Source organism: Sulfitobacter sp. W027 (assembly GCF_025143985.1).
GTDB lineage: Bacteria > Pseudomonadota > Alphaproteobacteria > Rhodobacterales > Rhodobacteraceae > Sulfitobacter.
The window spans coordinates 1,552,535-1,572,247 of sequence record NZ_CP083564.1; the positions used below are offsets into that span (position 1 = coordinate 1,552,535).

Below are 19,713 nucleotides of genomic sequence, written 5' to 3' on the forward strand. Positions count from 1 at the left end.
TTGCTCATTTAACCGGAGCTTCCGATGCCCCTTTCCTCGTCCACTCCCTGCAGAAGAACCTTGCCCGACGGGTCGGTCTGCGGTTCCATGGAACGCCGTCCGCGTGGTAATTGTGCTGCTTGTCACCGCCGTGCGGGCAAGGCCTATAATTTGCGCAAGGCCGCGGCGCCTGGTTCACATACCGAGGCCGAATGGCTCGTTCACGCTGCGACGTTCTCCCACTGCCCTGGGTGTGGGCGGTCCTGGGATGTCGTCGAGCGCCCTAACGGTCAGAAGCGGCCTTATACAAAAGGCCATATCGTGGCGCTAATCGATGGCGGCTCAAACGGGATCGAGAATCTCCGCCCGGAATGTGCGCGGTGCAACTACGGAGGGCCTGGGGTGGGTTTTCGCTCGAAAACAAGCGGCCGTCCGTCCATGAGATAGTTTCTTCAATTGTCTCAAAAGATTACACCTTCGGGACCAGCTATCTACCGGCTCGTCAGATTGCCGGTCCCATCGAGCCTGAAAAATGATCACGCCCGTAACTGATCAAGGGCGTGACTATAGCGAGAGATCGGATAAGTTAGCATCTATGCTGCAAGATCTGACAACATTTCAGGCGGTCCTCATTGTCATTCTCGTGTCCATCGGGATCTATCCGGTTGGTTGGATTGCCCAGTGGGTTCTCTGGCGCTTGGCCCGATGGGCATCATACCGGATCTGGGGTAAGGCAGGCGCGCGAAACGTGGATATGGCTATCCATCCCGATTCAAAGTGGAAGCGACAAGGGGGCGACAACGCCGACTTTTAAGGTCCTCGCGTTCCGAGATCTTAGCGGCGCACTTTCCCAAACTGGCTCCGCGAACTTTCTAAAAATGTGATATGGGCCATGATCAGAACCTCACGGATCGGTCTTCAACATATACTGACATGGAGAAGCAGAAAACAGCATGAAACCTAAACCCGATACACCTTAGGAACGCTGCAGATTTGTCCAAAAAGATGGGACCACTTGATGTTTAGAAAGATTTTAGCACTCATAATTGGGACTTTTGGAGCCACCTTTAAGACCGCCCGCGTAATTTACATTTTGCTTTTTCTCGGATTTTTCATCGCCAGTCACACAGTCACTGCTCTGGCTGCTATTACGAGCACCGCAATTTCGGCGGTAGCTGGCACCACATCTACCGTTCTGGGCCGTTCAAACGCCAAGGCCGGAAATCTCGCTGCCAATAATGCCCAGCTAAAAACGGACCTCGATCGAGAGAGGCGCCGCGCCACCAAGCACGTTGCGGAGAATGCGCGCCTTCGAAACGCTGCCGCTGTCACTTATCGCGGGCAAACAACTACCGCTAAGCAGGCTGCACAAGGTGTTATTGACCGCACCATGACACGGACGAAACGTTCGATCCTGACGAATGCAGCAAGCATCCCGGGTGAAAGCATACCATTCTTTGGTATCGGAATCGTTCTTGCTGCAACAACATACGAGTTCAGGACTGCCTGTGCCAACATGACTGATCTTTACGAACTGCAAGTTGCCCTTGATCCTAACACTGCCCGCTCTGAGGACAGAAGCGCGGTTTGTGCGCTGCAAATACCCACGAAGGAGGAAGTGTGGAACAGCATTAAGGATTCCCCGAAGGATGTTTGGGAGGGGAGCATTGTGGCCCTCGAAAACGTCGCCGATGAAGTGAACAAGATAAATACGCCAGACTTTGGCGGGACTTGGCATCGTTTCACTACATGGATCGGGGGACGGCTATGAACGGCAGGCCGATCGAATCCACATTTTTGTTTGGGAGTGGCCGCATATAGTGTCGGTCGCCGAGGGTGGGCCAAGCTGCCGTTCGAGGCTCGGTAGCCAACCGGAATGAGCTGACCAGAACGGACGTCTGCCGATCTGCTCGTCGCTGGCGCCGCTTCCGCAAAGCGGTCATTCACTGCCCTGACTGGCTTCTCAATGGCGCGGTTAGCCCAGCGCTCATCAGCGCTGCCGCAGAAGGGTCGTAAACTGCTCCGTGGCCCGGAGCGACCCTGCCAAGCTGTAATTGGCGATGGTTTCGGCAGCGAAATCCTTAATGCTGAATTCATGGGCGTAGGCGAAGGCGGAGAAGAACGTCTCGAGGCCGGATGCACCGTCTATGGGTAGGTCGAAGGTGTAGCCATTTGGTTCCACGTTGGCCCTAATACGGGCCCATAGCGGCTCCTGGCCGCGGCGTTCGAAGACGAGCGTGAGATCCGTCTGGCCTGACGGGAATTCCCTGCTCTCCCAGATAATCTCGCCAAACGAGGCGTCGGAGTGCGGATAGTAGACGATACGGAAGACCGGATCGAGCAACCTGCTCTCCATCGCGAAAAACGGCTTGAGGGTGTGCGTGTTGAGGAATGTCCCCGTGAGCCAATCTTGGTTGAGGGTGCTGGTCAGGACCCGCAGATGGGGTAGGTCCTCATCCGAGACATCTCCGAGCCGTCTGTTGATGCCGAAATCTTCAAGTTCGTCTGCTGAGAAGACGTAAATGTCGTCCGGCGGTGTCCGCAGCATCCGTGAAATCAGGGCATCCGAAACGCCGAACTGACGCAGGGCATCGAAGACTTCCGAAATTACGAGTTGAGTCAGTGAATCATCGTTCACACCCGATACCTGATGGACACCGAGAAGTCCGTCGGCCAATCGAAGCTCGCCCGCAAGAAAGGCGAGCGAGCATGCTGAATAGCATTCGCTGCCCGCGGTGATCCACGTGTTAAGTCTCAGGTCGTAGATGATCCGGGCGATCTCGAGACCGCTGTAGACCCGGCCGCCGGGCGAATGGAGCTCGACCGTTGCAACGTTTGGTGCTCGCGCGACAGCTGCACGGAACTCGCCAACCAACTTCGCATCGAATTGACCTGTGATCCTGATCGTCCTGTCATCCAGCTGAGCGACTTCCGCATTTACCTCAAGCGGCGAAACGAAACACCAGATTGCAGTCCACATAGCAATTATTCGGTTCAACTGTGCAGCCCTTATCTGTGGTTTTGCAGTGCGATCTGCACTACATCGTCAGCACCGGCAGACGAGTAGTCAACCGAACGACAGGATTGCAACCGAAGATGCTGCGCCGATTGCCACACCCGCGCCGTCGCATAGCTGGGGGCGGAAGCGGGCTTCTCCGACGGCCTTGAGACGTAGGATGGTATCCCTCGATGCGGCAAAATTAGGCGCGCCTCAACTTTGCGGTTGGCACGAACCGCTTGAGAGCCGAGATCTGGAAACCGAGGCTTTCGACTTTGTTTATCACGGCCCTAACCGGCCATTGAACCAGCCTTCCAATGCTGCAGCGCGGCTTCCCCAGACCGGCCGTTCGTGTATCGCGCAGCATTTTCGGCGGCTGATAGACCGCAGTGCGGACTTTCCTGCCGTTCGCTGCGGCCGCTCAGTTTGCGCTGCGATTGCGAGGGCTTTGGGAATGAAGGGCGGAGAGCCGACCTTCGCTGCGTGATGCTCGAACGGCAGTTTCCATCTTTCAGTTTTTGAGAACATTGATTTTTCAACGGTCGAAACGTTCAAGTTTTGCGACCTTAGCTCTCACCTGAGGTTCTGCGCATTAAAGAGGCCGTGAAAGTAGGTCGACATGACGTTCCTACCGAAGTCACCAGGCACTTTTCTGTTCCCAAGCCTCGTTCGCGGCATATTAGGACAAGGCCACAAGAACCGCGCCGAGCCCTATCAAACCGACGCCGCTCCATCCGGCAATTGATAACTTCTCTCCCAGAAAAACCGCGGCAATAATGGCGGCGAGCACAACGCTCAACTTGTCGATAGGTGCTACCTGCGAGACCTTGCCGAGCTGGAGCGCGCGAAAATAGCACAACCATGACGCGCCAGTCGCGAGGCCGGACAGCACCAGAAAGATCCCCGTCTTCGCGGAGATTGTAGATAGCGACTGCACCTCGCCCATCAACCAAACCAGCAGACCCAACGCGAGAACGACGACAATGGTGCGCAGAAAAGTCGCAAAGTTGGAGTTGACGCCCGACACCCCGACTTTTGCAAAGATCGCGGTGAGTGCCGCAAACATGGCGGCGTGAATGGCCCAAAAGAGCCAGGATTCTGAAACGTAATGCATGAATTTTCCTCTTTTGAGTTTGAGCGTTTAGACAAGGGGAAGATTTGCTTCGGTTTTTTAGATCAGGCCCATAACGGAGACCTCATTTTTCGCGTCAGGGCTCCAAAAGAGCACGACTGCGCTGTTCGCGCACCGTGATGTAGATAACCATTAGATCAATCGCTGTCAGAACCAGCAGAGCCACGCCGCCAACAGTGAGCCATTCGAATAGTTGATAGATCACAAATGTCCAAAGCACGAAAAGCGCTGCGCGATGCGCCCATGCTGCGCCGTAGAGCAGGGCCACGACGATCGCGATATGAAGCCCGCCATGCGCCAGAAAGTAAGTGGTATAGAACGCGAGATCCGATGTCGGGATGACACCGGCGAGCGACATGGCGCGGGTCGCGAGGAAATCATTAGGATTCTCCGCAAGCTCTGCGCGAAAGAACCATTGGGTGAGAGCAGGAAGGCGATCTACTGCTCCCGCGAAGATCGCCGCAGCCGTTGCCAATTGAAGAACGCCTAAGACTGCTTTTGCAAAAAGGGTCACCGCAAATAATCGGTGGTTCAAGCTTTTTGAATTATGCTGTTTTACCGCTGTCATCTTTCTGCCTTGGGGCGAAGCAACCGCCAGACATAAAGCACAAGAAGGCCTCCAAGCAGGACATTTGTCACCGGATTGATCCACGTTTCAACCTTGGCAAACTGCGCTTCCAGCAGATAGCCTGAAATGGTGAGGGCGGCTGTCCAGATCAGGCTGCCCAACCCGGTGTAGAGAAGAAATGGTAACAGCGGCATCCCTGTCATTCCGGCGGGGACGGATATCAGCGTTCGGACACCTGGCACCATCCGGCCCAGAAAGACTGCTTTGCCGCCATTGCGCCGAAACCACGCAAGAGATCGGTCGAGGTCTTGTTCTGAGATGGTAAGCCACCTGCCGTGCCGGGCAATGAGCCTGCGCAATCGTGCTTCGGATACCAATGTGCCGATCCAATACCACAGAAAGGCTCCAGCCGCTGAACCGATCGTGCCTGCGATCACTACACTGACGAAGGAGAGCTCACCGCCTGCCGCGAGATAGCCAGCGAAGGGCATGATGACTTCCGAAGGGATTGGGGGGAAGACGTTCTCGATCAGCATGAGGGCCGCGACGCCGAGGCTGCCCATGGAAGCCAGTAGCGATGTGATAAAGTCAAACATGATCGGGCCTTTGCGGGTGGCTGTGCTGGACTGCGGGTGTCAACATTGGACCGTGCCGCTGTCTGTTTCCATCGATCCGGGACCGGTGAGGTAGGTCCAACTGGCCGTTTTATTTGAGAAGGTCAGCTTCAACATGCCTGTTGTCCCGGTAATTAGTCGCTCGGAGAAGGCCGCAGGCTTGAGGTTGCCCCGTGTGGATTTGCCACCGGCCCCTACCACGAAAGCGATCGTGCCGCCCTGATCCGGTTTGCCCTCGGCATTCAGCGGCGCAGTGCGTTCGTAGAAGTGGTTGTGTCCATGTAAGACAAAACGGACGCCTGCTTTCGCGACGAGCCGGAAAAGAGCCCGCGCACTGTCAGTTCGGCTGCGCGTCACGCTCGAATATGCGGGTTTGTGGAAATATGCCGCAGTGCAACTGTCCGTGTGCGCTGCGAGCACTTCCTTCACCCATTCTGCCTGTGCCGACCCTGGGGACGCATCAATCTCGCTGTTCAACGACAGGATCAACCAGTTCCCGGCTTTCAGGGCGTAATAGCCGTTTCGGTCTGGCCCCGCACGATCTTGCCAGTAGTCGTAATAGGCATAGGCAAAAGGTGATTGGTATTCGTGGTTTCCGGGGGTTGGCCATGTGCGGGCCCATGCAGCTCCCCAATAAGGGTCGTAGCAATCTTCAAAGCCCACGGCTTCGCCGCGTCTGTAGACCAGATCCCCCAGGGCGAGCACCGTCGTCTCAGGGTATTGCTCCAAGATCGCTGTGGTTTCTATCATACCCTCGTTCGGCACCGTCTTCGCTCGAGGGAGACCAACCGCATAGCGCAGGTTTCTGTCCATTCGGCTGAGATAACCCCTCCCTGCACAAGAGGCGACGTCACCTGCTGCCAGAACAGAGAAAGGCAGCGTAACATCCAGTTTGTGGACCCGGTTAGTGTCGAATAACTGCGATTGCGAGGGGCTCGCCAGTGACCGGATGCCGGAACCCGCGATGGAAAAAATTTGTCCTTCGGTTCCGCCGATCAGAACGAGGGCCGTTGCTGACGCCAGCAGGGTTCGAAAGACGGTCTTTCTCATCGGGTTCTCCTTAAAAGCACCTGTAGAGTTTGGGGACTGATCAAAGGCTTACCGAAAGGTTACCAATTGGTAAGGTGTTGCTCAGACTGCTGGGGGCGCTTACGATGAAGGGAACGGAAACTTCCAGCGCGGGAGCAAGATGACCCTGTGCCGCGCTGGGGTAGATTTAACCGTTGTCGTCATCTTCCTCGTCGTCATCGTCCATGTATGGGCCTTGTGCGATCACTGAGCCGTCATTGGCATCGATAAGGATCTCGGTCATAGCCCCATCCGGGGAGACGGCGACTGCCTCGTAGACAGCCTTGCCATCCTCACCTTCGAATTCAATTGAGGCGATCTTGCCATCCACAACTTCCAAAGCGACGGTGAGTGCTTTCTGGATGTCGATCTGCGCTTCAGAGAACAGTGTCATTTCTTTCGAATTCTCTGTTTCAGCCCGTGCTATTCCGGCTATCGCGACTGCACCAGCGGCAATCACTGTGGTAAGAGAAATCATACGTTTCATCGTGGTGTTCCTTCTTTGCATGGCCCCCAACTGGAGCCTCACCTTAGGTCATAGCCGACTCTTGCGGTCGGTAAGGTCTCCACCAGATTACTGATTGGTTAGTTTAGCAGATGGGTCCACATCAGCCGGCTCGCCCGCCCCTCGCGCAGTGCGAAATGCCCAAAATCTGCTGAGTGCAAAAGTCAAAACCGCCGCGCACCCGGTTGAGATCCACAGGCTCACCGTGTCAGTAAGATCCTCTTCGGACAGCAACATGATCAGAAGCACTTCGTTAAAGGCAAAGCCGATCAGGGCGACAAGCGCAAATTTCCACAGCGCGCTTGATGCGCTGACTTCCTGATCGGCAAAGGAGAACCCGAGATGGCCGATGAAGCTGACCACGAAAGCGATTGTGAAGGCGAACAGGTTCGCCAAAAGCGGCTGCCAGGTCGACTGGATCAGCAGAAAGCCGATCATCATGTGAACGAAGGTCGCGAACAGACCTACCATCCCGAACCGCAACAACTGGCGCCACATCACTGGTGCTCCGAATCTGCCGAAAAATCCTCGGCAATGATAAAGCCGGGACGGCCTTTGACCTCCGTAAAGACCCGCGAGAGGTATTCGCCCAACACACCGATGGAGATAAGTTGCACGCCGCCCAGCAACATGACGGCCACCACAAGTGTCGACCACCCCGGCACGTCGATGCCGAAGACGAGGGTGCGGATGGCAATCCAGAGGGCGTAGAGAATTGAACAGGTAGCAATGGTCATACCTATCCCTGTCCAAACCCTTAGCGGCCATGCGGTGAAGGACGTAAGGCCGGTCAAACCTAACTTAAACAATCCAGCAAAGCCGAATTTAGAGGCTCCGGTCGCCCGCGGGGCCAACTCAATCGCCACAGCCTTGGTGCGAAAGCCGACCCAGCCATACAGCCCCTTCATAAAGCGATTGCGCTCAGGCAAGGCGCAGAGCGCATCGACAACCCGTCGATCCATGAGCCTAAAATCGCGCGCATTGGCTGGTATCGCGGTGTCGCCGCCGATATTCAGCAGGGCATAGAACGCCCGGGTGAAAACCCGTTTGCGCCATGTTTCGTCGCCGCGTTGCGCGCGGACAGCATAGACCATCTCATACCCCTCGGCGCGATGCTTCAGCATGGTTTCGAGATGAAAGAGGGGTTCCTGAAGATCGGCATCGAGGATGACCACCGCCGCTCCCACTGTGCTCTCCAGACCGGCCATGATCGCATGTTCCTTGCCGAAGTTCCGCGACAGCCGCAGCACACGAATTGGATATTGGGCATAGAGCGCTCGACTTTCCTCAAAGGTGGAATCGAGACTGCCATCGTCCACGATGATGATCTCGAAACTACTCACCAGCCTGCGGGCATGCGCATCCACCTTGGCCACCGTTCTGGTGATATTGCCCGCCTCATTGAAAGCGGGGATCACAAACGAAAGATCGGGAATAGGTTGTGCGGAAGGAACGAGCTTAGGCTTAACATAGCTTTCGGGGCGACGGTTCATCGTGTTACCTCCCGATCCAAATCTTCGACGAACAGAATGCGATGCCCAAACCGTCCGGCAGGATCGAACCGCGGACCCAGAAAAGGAACCAGTTCCGAGGCGATAGATGCCGGGATGGCCACCGCGTCGCGCAAGCCATTGTCTGCAAGGCTATCGAATGTCGCGGTTCGCTCGGTGAACTGAACTCTGCCTCGCGTATAGAACTCGGCCGAAAAGCTGCGACCGCCCCAATAGGTAATCTGCACATCAGGATCGTAACTTTGCGCCGCGGTTACTAATCCGCGCTCTGACCGATCAGTGATTGATCCGGGCTGGTAACGTGCCAGAATGGTCAGAGATAGAAATGCCAGCCCCACAAAAACAATGGCCATGAAGACCGCGCTCCGCGCCCACCACCCCGGTCGGCCTCTACCCTGAGCCCAAAGCGAAACCAGGAGAACCGCTACGGCGGGAAGCCCGGGCAAAGCATAGGCCGGCAAAATGTTTGCGGCGGGCGTGAAGAGGATCAGCGGCGCGACGACCCAAAGTGCAAGATAGCTGTGCCAATCACGGTCACTGCCAGTCATTTCATTGACGCAAGATGCCGCCCGGGGAAGTAAGGCCAAGAAAAACAAGCTCCACGGCAGAAACGTAGCCGAAGCATAGAGCCAGATCAGGCCTTTGGGCTGCTGATGGCCGGACCCGTAGAGATCACCCTGCCAGCCCGGCACGACAAAGCGCTGGAAGTGTTCTCCAACAAGAAAATAGCGCAGGAAACCCGGCGTCTTGATCTCGGTCAGGATATACCATGGAAGGGTCAGCGCTGCAGCGATCAACAGCCCGGACAACCAGGGAAACCCCTGTAATTCCCGCCAGCGTCCGGTCACCGCGAGCCACGGCAGAAGCGCGATCATTGTGATTACCAGCGCGACCGGTCCCTTCGCCAAAAGGCCGATAGCGATGCCGACAAAGAACCACCGTCCCCATGCACTGCGATAGGGGCTGTCCATCATACAGTTGTAGAAGCCGATCATGGTCAAGGTAGTGCCAAGCACCATGACCATGTCCGTCATCACGAAGGCCGACGCGCCAAAAAACATAAAAGATGAGGCGAGCACCGTGGTCACGACAAGAGCCTGATCTGCGCCTCGATGCTGGCGCACCCAAGTGAAAATTAGGCATAACACCCCCAACGACGCAGCAAATATGAATATCCGTGCGCCGAAGGCCCCAACGCCAAAGAGCTTCATCCCCAAGGCAGACAGCCAAGTATGTAAGGGAGGTTTGCCCCAAAACGGGACGCCATAGTCGAACTGAGGTGTGACCCAGTCCCCGGTCTCGACCATCTTACGCGCGATCTCGGCATAACGGGCTTCTGTTGAATCTGTGAAAGGCCACCAGAACATGGCAAGCAGGCGCACAGCGAACAATGCACCGAGTGCAAACAGCAGGAACCGTTGGTCACTGCGGGTTAAAGCGAAGCGCCTCTCATGCTCGTGCCGCACGGATATTGCGAATTTCGGATCTATTGCGACCATAATGCCCTGTCCTTTTTCTCAGGGCATAAGACGGTGGTGGTTTGCGAAAGATGGTCGGCACTATACCAATCCGTAACACTACAAAGATGGTGCAAAGCCGCAAAGCAGACTATTTTCTCAATACCTTATGGAGCTTGGACGCAGATGCGGGTGCTTGTTGTAGAAGATGATGGCGAGACGGCTGAGTATATCTGCACCAGCCTAAAGGCGCTTGGCCATGTGACGAAACATGCGTCTGATGGCAAACAGGGCTTTCTTGATGCGCTGGACAATGACTTTGATGTCATCGTAGTCGACCGGATGCTGCCCGGCTTGGATGGGTTGACCCTCGTCAAATCAGTGCGCGGTGCGAACGTTGATACGCCGATCCTGTTCCTGAGCGCGCTCGGCGGTTTGAGCGACCGGGTGAATGGATTGGAAGCCGGGGCGGACGACTACCTTGTGAAACCTTTTGCATTTTCTGAGCTCTCCGCGCGCCTAACTGCACTTGCACGCCGCCCCCCGATGCAGGCCGAAGAAACGCGACTTCAGGTCGCTGATCTGGAGGTCGACCTGATCCGCCATACTGTGTGCCGATCCGGTCAGGAGATCGCTGTGCAGCCGCGCGAGTTTCGGCTGCTTAGCTATCTGATGAAAAATGCTGACCGAGTTGTAACGCGGACGATGCTGCTTGAAGCAGTCTGGGATTTTCACTTCGACCCGAACACCAATGTCGTCGAAACGCATATCAGCCGTCTGCGCAACAAGATCGACAAACCCTTCGAGCAGCCGTTGATCCATACCGTTCGGGGCGCTGGATACAGCCTTCATGGATAACCCTAAGCGCAAAGGTCCTTCAGCGTTGCGGACATCCATACGGCTGTCTTTGCAATACTCGTTCCTCTATTCGGTGCTCTCTGCGCTCGTTTTCGCATTGGCCTATTGGTTTACGCAATACGAAGTCCAAGACTGGGTGCTCGATCAAATGCGCAGCGATGCGGCGACGCTGATTGAAATCTTTGAGTTGGGCCGCGATGAGGTATTGATCGACCGCGTCGATGCCCTCGCCGAAGTCAGCTTTCAGAATGCTCGGGTTTACCAGCTTCTGAACGCCGAGGGCGCGATTGTTTCTGGCAACTTATCTTCGGCCTTCGAAAACCCATTGCCGGACTATCTTCCGGCACAGAAATTGCCGCTTGCCGGAGAAATTCATGATGAGGTCACTGGCTATTGGCTACGCGCAGATGATGTTGGGCCCTATCTTCTGATCCAAGGGGCAGGAGACCATATCGTCTTGGAGATACTGGAAGCGCTCGGCATAGCTTTGGTGGTAGGCTATTTGGCGGTTGTCATCCTCGGCCTTATCGTGGGTGTCCGAATAGGCCGCATCACCGAGCGCCGGATTACGGCGATATCCAATACCCTCGCGGAGGTTTCCTCTGGCAACCTCGCCTCCCGTATTTCAACCGTCCCAAAGGCTCGTGATGATCTTTCGCGGGTATCAACCGAAATCAATAGTATGCTCGACCAGATCAAACGTCTGCTCGAAAGCCAAGAGCAAATCTCGAACGACATTGCCCATGATATGCGCACACCGCTTCAGCATCTTCGGCAGCGGTTGGAGAAGCTGCGAGACAGCCCGACTATCCGCCCGGACGACATTTCGACCAGTCTCGATCAAACTGAAGAAATCATAGCGACCTTCAACGCCCTTCTGCGTATCGCTCAGATTGAGGGAAGTGACCGCCGCGAAAGGTTCGTGTGGAACGACTTTTGTGAAATCATAGCCAATGTTACGGAAGTCTTTGAACCTGCGGCCGAGGATGCTGGCATTGAGTTGACCACTAAGATACCGGGCGAACAGCTTGTGGTTGTTGGTGATAGAAATCTTCTGACGCAACTACTGTCGAACCTTGTCGAGAACGCAATCAAACATTGTCCTGTTGGTTCTAAGGTTTTGGTCTTGGCGGAAAACACACCAGTCGGTCCGACCTTGCGCATCACTGACGATGGTCCGGGGATCGAACGCGAGAATCGAGAGCGTATTTTTCGACGGTTCTTCAGGGGTGAGAAAAGTCGCAATAGTCCTGGGAATGGACTTGGCTTAGCACTCGTTAAAGCAATTTGCGAGCTGCATGGGGCTGAAATAGCTGTGTCGCATAATGACCCAGGGACAACTTTTGAGATTAGATTTTTGAGCTGAATGCTATTTGAGCCGGACTATTGCTTGGCTTTTTGCGTATTTAAGAAATGAAGTTAATTCGCCTCAAATCAAAAATTGCATGAGAAAATGAACAATGCCACCAAAGGAATGAAGTTGCACTTTCCGCCCTTGGATCTCGTTTGAAGGCGAATTACCGCTCAATGTAGAGGTCCGGATCTGGGCGCTCTGGCCGCAATCCCAAGCCAACGATCCGGCCAGGCAGGTCTCGGAGCAGCGGCACGCGTGTCATCATCCGCAAAAGGAATGGTGCCCGAAAATCCGACCCGCTGCGCAAAGCCGTCAGTAGAACGCGATTCTGGATCAGGACTTGCAGCCTCTGGGTTGCGCGTGTTGGCCATTCGCGACGGCGCTGGATTGCTGCGAGCTCGTTCCTTAACGGCGTGCCGCGCCGCAACGAAGTCGCCAGGACGTTGGCGGAGGCCACCGCGTCCTGCACCGCGAGGTTCACTCCGACGCCGCCCACCGGCGACATGGCATGAGCCGCATCGCCAATGCAAAGCAGTCCAGGCCGCCACCAGGTCTCCAGCCGGTTCACCTGCACACTTAGGATTTTCACCTGCTCCCAGCTTTCCAATTCACGGACGCGATCGGCCTCGAACGGAACGACTTTTGCCAGCTCCGCGCAGAATGCTCCGATTCCCGCTGTCTTCTTCTTCTCGAAGCCACCCTTGGGAATGACGTAGGCGCATTGCCAATAGTCACCACGATTGATCACGATAAGTATTTGACCGGCGTCGAAGCGGCCCTGCGTTTCCTCCGTATCGGAATCGAGGCGCGACAGCCGGAACCAGAGCACGTCGATCGGTGCGCCGAGTTCTTTCATCGTCAGGGCCGCGTCCGCCCGCAGGCGCGACCCGCGCCCGTCGGCCGCGACCGTCAACGGCGCCTTGATATCGATCATGCCCTCGCGTGTCTCGGCACGGACGCCCGTTACGTTCCCGTCCTCGGTCAGCAAGGCGTGACCCTCGGCGCCCATACACAGGCGGAAGCAGGGGTATTGCTTCGCCTTCTCCGCCAGAAAGCACAGGAAGTCCCATTGTGGCATCATCGCGATGAAAGGGGCATGAACCGGCAGGCCGGAGAAGTCAGCAATCTGCACCCGGTCCGGCCCGACTTGCCCGAAGAGGCTCGGCACCCGCTGATGTGGCAGGTCCAGAAACTCGGGCAGAAGGCCGAGATCGTGCATCAGCTCCATGGTCGATGGGTGAATCGTGTCGCCGCGGAAGTCGCGCAGGAAATCGGCGTGCTTTTCGAGGACGACAACATCGATGCCGGCGCGGGCCAATAGGAAACCGAGCGTTAGTCCGGCCGGTCCGCCGCCCACGATGCAACACTGCGCCGAAATCTCTTCTGCCACAGGTCCTGCCTCCTCAGATTAAGATGGTGCGTAGAGTATCGCACGATCTGACCGTCCTGGCCACGTTCGGCCGTTACCGCAGCGGCGTGACGGCGGGTCGACAAGCTACGCCGCCGGGTCGACCTGATTATCAATGCACGATGGCGGCCGAAGTCAAACTCGCAAACCGCGCAGGCGTAGCCGGGTCAGACCGAGAATGCGCTTCAGGTGTGCGAAAAGCATCTCTACATTCTTTCGCTTGTCTCGGGATACCTCGTAGGCCTTGGCCTTTCTGCATGCGCGGGCGAACTCGCCTGCTTCCTCGTGGGGTTCTCGGGTGACGTATCGGGCCTCCGCTTTCGGGCAGCAAATTTCCTTGGATGGACAGGCCTGACATGTCGCCTTTAAGGCACGATATCTCTTCCGCCCGCCGGTGTTCTGACCCCGGTTTGGATTGGAGTAGTTCCGGCGATATTGCCTAAGGGCGTGTCCTTCGGGGCAGATGTATTGATCGTTCGCCTTGTCCCATTCGAAGTCGGATCTGGACCAGGTGCCATCTGTCCGCTCCGACTTGTCGATCACCGGTATGAAGGGGATGATGCTCCGCTGTTCAACCAGCCATCCGAGGTTCTCGGCGTTGCCATAGGCAGTGTCGGCCGCCAGCCAATCCGGCCTGATCCCGAACCGTTTCTCGGTTCTGTCGAGCATCGTGCGCGACGCCCCGACTTCGGCCTGGCGAATGGCTCGCGTCGCCTCGACATCCATGATTATCGAGCTTTTGGTGTCGATCAGATAGTTGGTGGCGTAAGCAAAATAGGGGCGACTTTCTTCGGCGCGGGTCCATTGCGCCCCCGGGTCGGACTTTGCCGCGAACTTCGGCTGGGTCGGTGACGCCGCGCTGAAGGCGGCATCATCCAGCGTTTCCAGATATCCCCGCGCCGCCCGATTCCCAGCTTCGCGCGCCACCTCAAGGCTCCAGTCCTCGGCTGCGATTGACCGAGCCTTGTTGGCGTCAGCAGAGATCAGGCTGGCATCCACGGCAAAGCCCTCGCCGGACACCAGGTCCTCCCTCAAGCACCGCTCGACCGTGGCCTCGAAGATCTGCCGCAGCAGGTTGCTGTCGCGGAACTTGCCATGGCGATACCGTGAGAACGTCGAGTGATCCGGGACCTTTCCCTCCAGGCCCAGCCGAGAGAACCACCGATAGGCAAGGTTCAGATGGACCTCATCGCAAATGCGACGTTCCGATCGGATGCCCATGACGTAACTAATGACCAGCATCCGGATGATCAGTTCTGGATCGATCGAAGGACGCCCGAGGTGGCTGTATAAGGGGCGAAGGGCATCCCGCATCCCATCCACGTCGAAAAACCTTTCGATCTCGCGAAGTATGTGACCGGAAGGAACATGACGCTCCAGATCGAAGTCATAGAAAAGCTGTGCCGGTGCCGTTTGGGTGCCCATCATGACAAAATTCTCCAATCCCCTCATAATCGAGTGAATCAAAGGCCTTGCCGCACTGCAATAAAGAGTTTTTCAACAGCATGGTGGAAAGCAAACGTCTGCCGCGTTTGCACAGCATGGTTTTGTTCTATGATAGAACGGACATCCGCCAGCACCTTGAACTTCCTAACGCAGCGAACGGCGGCTATGGAACCTCACACTGCCATAGCTTTGTGGTCGCCATGGCCTTCTTGAGGAAGTGCCGAGCATGGCGTTCAATCTGCGTTTGTTGCAGAAATCATGGATGGACTTCAGTGCGTTAATTGTGGTGTGGTCTCGTTTCGGGGGAACCCAGGAGATTGGCGGATTTCTCCGAACTGTAGGCGACTACGTTATGGCACGGCCGAGACCTTCGCGAGGCATGTAAGCTGAACATCTCTGAAAGATTTGCTTTTTCTCAGGGACAGTAGGGTTACCTTTCGGTCTGACTCCATAAAGCGGTCCGATTTGATTGTTAGTCCATACTGCTCCTATGGTCTATCGAGACGATACTTCAGGCGCTGGAGGACGGTATCCCAGAGCGCAGTGCGGCCTGACCGTATTGTAGTAGCGCCGCTACCCTTCGATCAGGGTTTGAGCTGACACAGCCGCTTCCGCCCCCCGCACCACACCGACCGGGCACCGTCAATCGTCGCCCCACATCCGGTAGAGGTTACTCTTGGCCTTAAAAAGCCGGTCGAAGGCCGGCGTCTTGCCGGCGGCGGCAAAAAGCTCGCTCGCGGCGACGTCCAGATCGTAGAGAACCTCACGTCGGGCGGGATCGCGCACACGACTGGTCACCCAGCCTACGAACGCTATGCGTTCGCCCCGGGACACCGGTTCAACCCGATGTAGGGCGCTGGTGGAGTAAAGCACCGCATCGCCTGCCGCGAGCCGGACCACCCTCTCTTCGATCCCGTCGTCGATCACCAAGCCGCCGCCATCATATTCCTCGGGGTCCGAGAGCGGCAAGGTGAAGGACAGGTCGGTCCGGTTGCCGTTCATGTAGGGGTCATCGACATGCAGCCCGTATTCCATGCCCGAGCGATAGCGTGACAGCAGCATCCGGGCGAATTTGCTGGGCCGGGCGGCGGCGCGGAAGATTTCGTTGCCGCGGAGCGCCGTCCGCACCTTCTCGAACTGAGCCTCGAGCGCCTTGGAAGGTTTCGCCTGGAGGTTTTGCTTCACGTCCTTGGCGTAGCGCCCGGCGGTGGTCTTGCCGTCGACGAACTCCAGCCCATCGGCGGCGGCCCTCAGGGCCGCCACCTCGTGGCTGTCCAGCACATTGGCTATGACAAGAATCATGGTTTAGCCAAGCTCCAGTGCTTCGAGCTCGATCCGCGCGGCGGCGCCGAAGAGCAGGGAGGGATCAAGCGTCATCTCGCCCTGACCCTGAATATCGCCGAAAGCAGCGTCCGTTTCGGCGAGATACTCAAGCGCTTCTTCCGCAACGTGACGCGCCGCGCCGTCACCTGTCTCGGCGATCTGCCGAAGCTCGTCTTCGACCACCCGCAGGAAACCCCAGCTGTCCTGATACTCGTGCAGGTTGGAGATCGAGCCGCCTTCCACCGCCACAGCGTATTCCTCGCCGGCAACGCGCACGAGCTGGGCCAACCCGAGGATCTGGTCCTTGTTTGAAAGGCCCTCGCGCGCCTCTTCGATCGTGGCGCGTGCTGCGTCAAATGCCGCGGTGATCTCGGCTGCCGGGGCCTCCGCTTCGGTCGCCGCGGCGATGGCCGAGATCTGCCCGCGCAGGCGGTCCAGACCGCGTTCGGCGAGCGGGTCTGCGACCGCACCATATTTCTCCTCGATCGGGTGACCCATGTGTGTCTTCGCTGCCGCCAGATCACCGGCCTCATAAAGCGCCAGCCCGGCGCGGAGGTGGCCCTCCATGAAGCTCAGGTCGCGTTGCAGGGCCTGCCCCGAATCGCCGGAACCGGCGCCTTCACCTTCGCCGCTGGAGGAGCCTTCGCCTTCACCCTCGGCGTGAGCGTCGGCTTCTCCCTCACCTTCGCCTTCACCCTCGGCGTGAGCGTCGGCTTCTCCCTCACCTTCTCCCTCGCCCTCGGCATGAGCGTCGCCTTCACCCTCACCTTCGCCTTTAGCGTGGGTGCCTGCTCCCTCACCTTCGCTTTCAGCCTGGGTGGTGCCTTCGCCCTCTCCCTCGATCTTGCTGGAAGTTGCTGTCGTCGCAGATGCTTGGTGAAGAACGATCGAGGACGTCTCGCGCCAAATCCCGGCGTCGGCTGCGGGGGCTGTCGCGGTCAATGCTACGGTTGCTGTGGTCGCTGTCAGCGACAACATGCGCCGCGCCATCACCACGCGTGGTTTTTTCTCCATCGACATGTATCGGCTCCTTATCTTACTAAAACACTCGGACATACGCACGTTCACTTACCAGATGCAACAGGCAAGGCTCTCGTGGGCCGATACCTGCATCGGACAACATCTTCTGCAATCGCGTGGGGGCAGTCCTTACGCTATTTTTACGGCCCGGGCCCTCGATAGATATAGAATCCTAATGCTGCCGCACCGATATAGACCTTTCGCGGACATATGCCGCGCTCTGCAATCAGGCCAAGTAATGCTTTATCCTTTGAATACCCCCGCGCGATGGCATCGCAGCCTGCCCCGCGGGCACGGCATTCGATTGCTTGCTTATCTCGCAGCGGCACTCGTCATGGCTGGCATAACGAGTATCGCGCGGGGCCTGGAGGCACTGTTGCCCCCCGGAGAACTGTCACTCATTTTTATGACGGGGGTGATCATCGTTGCCTCGCTCTTCGGACCCGGCCCTTCCATGCTCGCATCGTTGCTCGGGGTGCTGGGTTACAATTTCTACTTTACCGAACCACGCCTCACCTTACGCGTGATACAGGAGACCGATCTCGTCACCCTCGGCCTGTTCTTGCTGGTGTCGATCGTGACCGGCACATTGGCCGCGCGTTTGAGAGCCCGTGCTGCTGCACTGCACCGAAGCCACAAGCGCGTCTCGTTCCTCCATGGTTTCACTCGGCAGATCGCGGCAGCAGGAACGACTCAGGAGGTCGCACAGGCCGCGGTTGAAAAGATCGCGGGCACATTCGGTGGCGGGGCGGCCTTGTTTCGCAAAACAGGCGGTGGCGCTGATCTGCTCGCCTCCGAGGCCTGGCCGGGGCTCGGGCCGGCCGAACGAAAGAAAGCGCTCGAATTGCTCGACCACCTGGGGGCCGGCACTGTAGAGCCATTCCCACAGTCTCAAATGCCTTGGCATATGGCGCGGGTTGTCGCCGGCAACGAGACCATGGCCGCCCTTGCAGTATTGTCTAATGAGGAACTTCCACTCGACGAAGAAGACCGAAAACTTCTTGTCGCAATGGCAGACCAGCTGGCGCTCGCACTGAAACGCACTGAGCTCAACGCCTCTCTCGAAGCCGCGCGCCTCACGGCGGAGACGGAAAGGCTTCGCTCGGCGCTTCTGAGCTCTGTCAGCCATGATCTGCGCACACCGCTCGTGAGCATCATCGGAGCGGCTTCAGTGCTGGCAGAGCCGCAGCTCGCGCACACACCCGAAGCCCGCCAAGCCCTCGCCGACACCATTCGCGAAGAAGGGGAGCGCCTTGACCGATACATTCAGAATTTACTGGACATGACGCGCCTGAGTCACGGCGCTCTCGTGCCGCGGCGCAGGGCGTGCGATCTGTCGGAGATCATCGGCAGCGTGCGGCAGCGACTTCGCCATAATCTCACCCGATACAGGCTGCGGGTGGATCTGCCGGATGACCTACCGGCAATCAAGGTTGATCCTATTCTTATGGAGCAGGCATTCGTCAATGTCCTCGACAACGCCGTCAAATATTCTGACGCTGGATCTGAGATAACCATCCGCGCAGAGATATCCGATGGCGGCCTCCACATTGAGGTCGGCGATCACGGGCAAGGCATTCCGGCGGACGCGCGCGGGCAGGTCTTCGAGATGTTTTACAGGGTCAACGCTGGCGATTCGCAGAAGGCGGGGACCGGCCTCGGTCTCGCTATCGCGCGTGGAATCCTCGAAGCGCACGGAGGCTCAATCCGTGCCGAGGGTGTCAGCACCGGCGAGAACGGCACCGTGATGGTTCTCGAGTTGCCGCTCGTCGTAAAGGAAGACTGAATGGCACATATTCTGATTGTAGATGACGAGGACCAGATCCGAAAATTTCTGCGGATCACTCTCGAGGCAGCCGGTTACACCATTGCGGAGGCAGCAAATGGCAAGGAGGGTATCACCAAAGCATCGACCACGGCACCTGACCTCATGGTCCTCGATCTGGGCCTTCCCGACATGGATGGCAAGCGTGTGCTTGCTACCGTGCGGGAAAACCACGACCTGCCGGTTCTGGTGCTTTCAGTGAGGTCGGATGAGGTCCAGAAGGTCGAGGCGCTTGATCTTGGCGCACAGGATTACGTGACCAAGCCATTCGGCACGCGCGAGCTTCTGGCTCGCATCAGAGGCCTCCTTCGGGATCGCGGCGGCGAGCGGGCCTCGATCACTCAACTGGAAATTCGGGGCCTCGCACTCAATCTTCCCGAAAGGACCGCGCTGCTGGAGAAGGCATCCATCTCCCTGACCCCCAAGGAATTCGATCTACTCTGGCTCCTCGCTTCTTATTCCGGCCGTCTCGTCACACAGCGGATGGCACTGGAGCGAGTCTGGGGGCCAGCCCATGCGGAAGATAGCCAGTATCTGCGGATTTTCATTAAGCAGCTTCGAGCCAAGCTTGGCGATGATGCGACCGATCCGACGTGGATCTTCACCGAGCCCGGCATCGGTTACCGGTTTCGCGAGGGATGAGCCGC

General features: G+C 57.4%; 18 protein-coding genes and 1 pseudogene. 6 read left to right on the forward strand and 13 right to left on the reverse strand.

Going from position 1 to position 19,713, the window contains the following annotated elements:
- Nucleotides 1-87: 87 nt before the first annotated feature.
- Nucleotides 88-426 (forward strand): HNH endonuclease, encoded by a 339-nt coding sequence (locus tag K3759_RS20280; RefSeq protein WP_409202505.1) that lies wholly within the window; start codon nucleotides 88-90, stop codon nucleotides 424-426.
- A gap of 571 nt (nucleotides 427-997) precedes the next feature.
- Nucleotides 998-1,750 carry a hypothetical protein gene (locus K3759_RS07595; RefSeq protein ID WP_259985392.1) on the forward strand — a complete coding sequence of 251 codons (753 nt, stop codon included), beginning with the start codon at nucleotides 998-1,000 and terminating at the stop codon, nucleotides 1,748-1,750.
- A 219-nt stretch (nucleotides 1,751-1,969) separates the two neighbouring features.
- Here K3759_RS07595 and K3759_RS07600 read toward each other — a convergent pair whose 3' ends face one another.
- From K3759_RS07600 to K3759_RS07640, 9 genes are all read right to left on the reverse strand, one after another.
- A complete protein-coding gene (locus K3759_RS07600) occupies nucleotides 1,970-2,959 on the reverse strand; it encodes a hypothetical protein (RefSeq protein WP_259985394.1) in 990 nt (329 codons plus the stop codon).
- Between the two features lie 697 nt (nucleotides 2,960-3,656).
- Nucleotides 3,657-4,091: an EamA family transporter gene (locus tag K3759_RS07605; RefSeq protein WP_259985396.1), complete on the reverse strand. Its 435-nt coding sequence runs from the start codon at nucleotides 4,089-4,091 to the stop codon at nucleotides 3,657-3,659.
- Between the two features lie 94 nt (nucleotides 4,092-4,185).
- A complete protein-coding gene (locus K3759_RS07610; RefSeq protein ID WP_259985398.1) occupies nucleotides 4,186-4,677 on the reverse strand; it encodes a DUF2127 domain-containing protein in 492 nt (163 codons plus the stop codon).
- Nucleotides 4,674-5,273, reverse strand: coding sequence for a DedA family protein (locus tag K3759_RS07615; protein WP_259985400.1), 600 nt, complete (start codon nucleotides 5,271-5,273; stop codon nucleotides 4,674-4,676). Before K3759_RS07615 ends, K3759_RS07610 begins: the two co-directional genes overlap by 4 nt.
- Before the next feature lie 39 nt (nucleotides 5,274-5,312).
- Entirely contained in the window at nucleotides 5,313-6,341 is a 1,029-nt protein-coding gene (locus tag K3759_RS07620; protein WP_259985402.1) for a metallophosphoesterase, read from the reverse strand.
- Nucleotides 6,342-6,507: 166 nt separating this feature from the next.
- Entirely contained in the window at nucleotides 6,508-6,846 is a 339-nt protein-coding gene (locus tag K3759_RS07625; protein ID WP_259985404.1) for a PepSY domain-containing protein, read from the reverse strand.
- A gap of 87 nt (nucleotides 6,847-6,933) precedes the next feature.
- Nucleotides 6,934-7,362, reverse strand: a complete 429-nt coding sequence (locus K3759_RS07630; protein WP_259985406.1) for a GtrA family protein — start codon at nucleotides 7,360-7,362, stop codon at nucleotides 6,934-6,936.
- Nucleotides 7,362-8,357: a glycosyltransferase family 2 protein gene (locus tag K3759_RS07635; protein ID WP_259985408.1), complete on the reverse strand. Its 996-nt coding sequence runs from the start codon at nucleotides 8,355-8,357 to the stop codon at nucleotides 7,362-7,364. The genes K3759_RS07630 and K3759_RS07635 overlap by 1 nt, the downstream gene beginning before the upstream one ends.
- Nucleotides 8,354-9,874, reverse strand: coding sequence for a glycosyltransferase family 39 protein (locus tag K3759_RS07640; protein ID WP_259985410.1), 1,521 nt, complete (start codon nucleotides 9,872-9,874; stop codon nucleotides 8,354-8,356). The genes K3759_RS07635 and K3759_RS07640 overlap by 4 nt, the downstream gene beginning before the upstream one ends.
- Nucleotides 9,875-10,018: 144 nt before the next feature.
- Here K3759_RS07640 and K3759_RS07645 point away from each other — a divergent pair, with 144 nt between their 5' ends.
- A complete protein-coding gene (locus K3759_RS07645) occupies nucleotides 10,019-10,690 on the forward strand; it encodes a response regulator transcription factor (protein WP_259985412.1) in 672 nt (223 codons plus the stop codon).
- Entirely contained in the window at nucleotides 10,683-12,056 is a 1,374-nt protein-coding gene (locus K3759_RS07650) for a HAMP domain-containing sensor histidine kinase (RefSeq protein WP_259985414.1), read from the forward strand. The genes K3759_RS07645 and K3759_RS07650 overlap by 8 nt, the downstream gene beginning before the upstream one ends.
- Before the next feature lie 151 nt (nucleotides 12,057-12,207).
- Here the strand turns inward: K3759_RS07650 and K3759_RS07655 are convergent, their stop codons facing one another.
- The 4 genes and pseudogenes from K3759_RS07655 to K3759_RS07675 form a co-directional block, all read right to left on the reverse strand.
- Nucleotides 12,208-13,434 carry an FAD-dependent oxidoreductase gene (locus tag K3759_RS07655; RefSeq protein ID WP_259985416.1) on the reverse strand — a complete coding sequence of 409 codons (1,227 nt, stop codon included), beginning with the start codon at nucleotides 13,432-13,434 and terminating at the stop codon, nucleotides 12,208-12,210.
- 165 nt (nucleotides 13,435-13,599) lie between these two features.
- A pseudogene (locus K3759_RS07660) lies at nucleotides 13,600-14,880 on the reverse strand (IS1182 family transposase); the annotation flags it as partial.
- A 660-nt stretch (nucleotides 14,881-15,540) separates the two neighbouring features.
- On the reverse strand, nucleotides 15,541-16,200 hold the full coding sequence (locus tag K3759_RS07670; protein WP_259985417.1) for a Fe2+-dependent dioxygenase: 660 nt from the start codon (nucleotides 16,198-16,200) through the stop codon (nucleotides 15,541-15,543).
- A gap of 3 nt (nucleotides 16,201-16,203) precedes the next feature.
- Nucleotides 16,204-17,241 carry a hypothetical protein gene (locus K3759_RS07675; RefSeq protein ID WP_259985418.1) on the reverse strand — a complete coding sequence of 346 codons (1,038 nt, stop codon included), beginning with the start codon at nucleotides 17,239-17,241 and terminating at the stop codon, nucleotides 16,204-16,206.
- A gap of 238 nt (nucleotides 17,242-17,479) precedes the next feature.
- Here K3759_RS07675 and K3759_RS07680 point away from each other — a divergent pair, with 238 nt between their 5' ends.
- Nucleotides 17,480-19,027, forward strand: coding sequence for a DUF4118 domain-containing protein (locus K3759_RS07680; RefSeq protein WP_259985420.1), 1,548 nt, complete (start codon nucleotides 17,480-17,482; stop codon nucleotides 19,025-19,027).
- Entirely contained in the window at nucleotides 19,028-19,708 is a 681-nt protein-coding gene (locus tag K3759_RS07685) for a response regulator transcription factor (RefSeq protein WP_259985422.1), read from the forward strand. It abuts the gene before it with no gap.
- Nucleotides 19,709-19,713 lie beyond the last annotated feature (5 nt).

What these genes read in the sequence shown, in the direction of transcription:
- K3759_RS07610 (WP_259985398.1), bottom strand. Translation starts at nt 4,677, where the DNA reads ATGACAGCGGTAAAACAGCATAATTCAAAAAGCTTGAACCACCGATTA.
- K3759_RS20280 (WP_409202505.1), top strand. Translation starts at nt 88, where the DNA reads ATGGAACGCCGTCCGCGTGGTAATTGTGCTGCTTGTCACCGCCGTGCG.
- K3759_RS07615 (WP_259985400.1), bottom strand. Translation starts at nt 5,273, where the DNA reads ATGTTTGACTTTATCACATCGCTACTGGCTTCCATGGGCAGCCTCGGC.
- K3759_RS07595 (WP_259985392.1), top strand. Translation starts at nt 998, where the DNA reads ATGTTTAGAAAGATTTTAGCACTCATAATTGGGACTTTTGGAGCCACC.
- K3759_RS07670 (WP_259985417.1), bottom strand. Translation starts at nt 16,200, where the DNA reads ATGATTCTTGTCATAGCCAATGTGCTGGACAGCCACGAGGTGGCGGCC.
- K3759_RS07625 (WP_259985404.1), bottom strand. Translation starts at nt 6,846, where the DNA reads ATGAAACGTATGATTTCTCTTACCACAGTGATTGCCGCTGGTGCAGTC.
- K3759_RS07685 (WP_259985422.1), top strand. Translation starts at nt 19,028, where the DNA reads ATGGCACATATTCTGATTGTAGATGACGAGGACCAGATCCGAAAATTT.
- K3759_RS07645 (WP_259985412.1), top strand. Translation starts at nt 10,019, where the DNA reads ATGCGGGTGCTTGTTGTAGAAGATGATGGCGAGACGGCTGAGTATATC.
- K3759_RS07640 (WP_259985410.1), bottom strand. Translation starts at nt 9,874, where the DNA reads ATGGTCGCAATAGATCCGAAATTCGCAATATCCGTGCGGCACGAGCAT.
- K3759_RS07635 (WP_259985408.1), bottom strand. Translation starts at nt 8,357, where the DNA reads ATGAACCGTCGCCCCGAAAGCTATGTTAAGCCTAAGCTCGTTCCTTCC.
- K3759_RS07650 (WP_259985414.1), top strand. Translation starts at nt 10,683, where the DNA reads ATGGATAACCCTAAGCGCAAAGGTCCTTCAGCGTTGCGGACATCCATA.
- K3759_RS07605 (WP_259985396.1), bottom strand. Translation starts at nt 4,091, where the DNA reads ATGCATTACGTTTCAGAATCCTGGCTCTTTTGGGCCATTCACGCCGCC.
- K3759_RS07600 (WP_259985394.1), bottom strand. Translation starts at nt 2,959, where the DNA reads ATGTGGACTGCAATCTGGTGTTTCGTTTCGCCGCTTGAGGTAAATGCG.
- K3759_RS07675 (WP_259985418.1), bottom strand. Translation starts at nt 17,241, where the DNA reads ATGTCGATGGAGAAAAAACCACGCGTGGTGATGGCGCGGCGCATGTTG.
- K3759_RS07680 (WP_259985420.1), top strand. Translation starts at nt 17,480, where the DNA reads ATGCTTTATCCTTTGAATACCCCCGCGCGATGGCATCGCAGCCTGCCC.
- K3759_RS07630 (WP_259985406.1), bottom strand. Translation starts at nt 7,362, where the DNA reads ATGTGGCGCCAGTTGTTGCGGTTCGGGATGGTAGGTCTGTTCGCGACC.
- K3759_RS07620 (WP_259985402.1), bottom strand. Translation starts at nt 6,341, where the DNA reads ATGAGAAAGACCGTCTTTCGAACCCTGCTGGCGTCAGCAACGGCCCTC.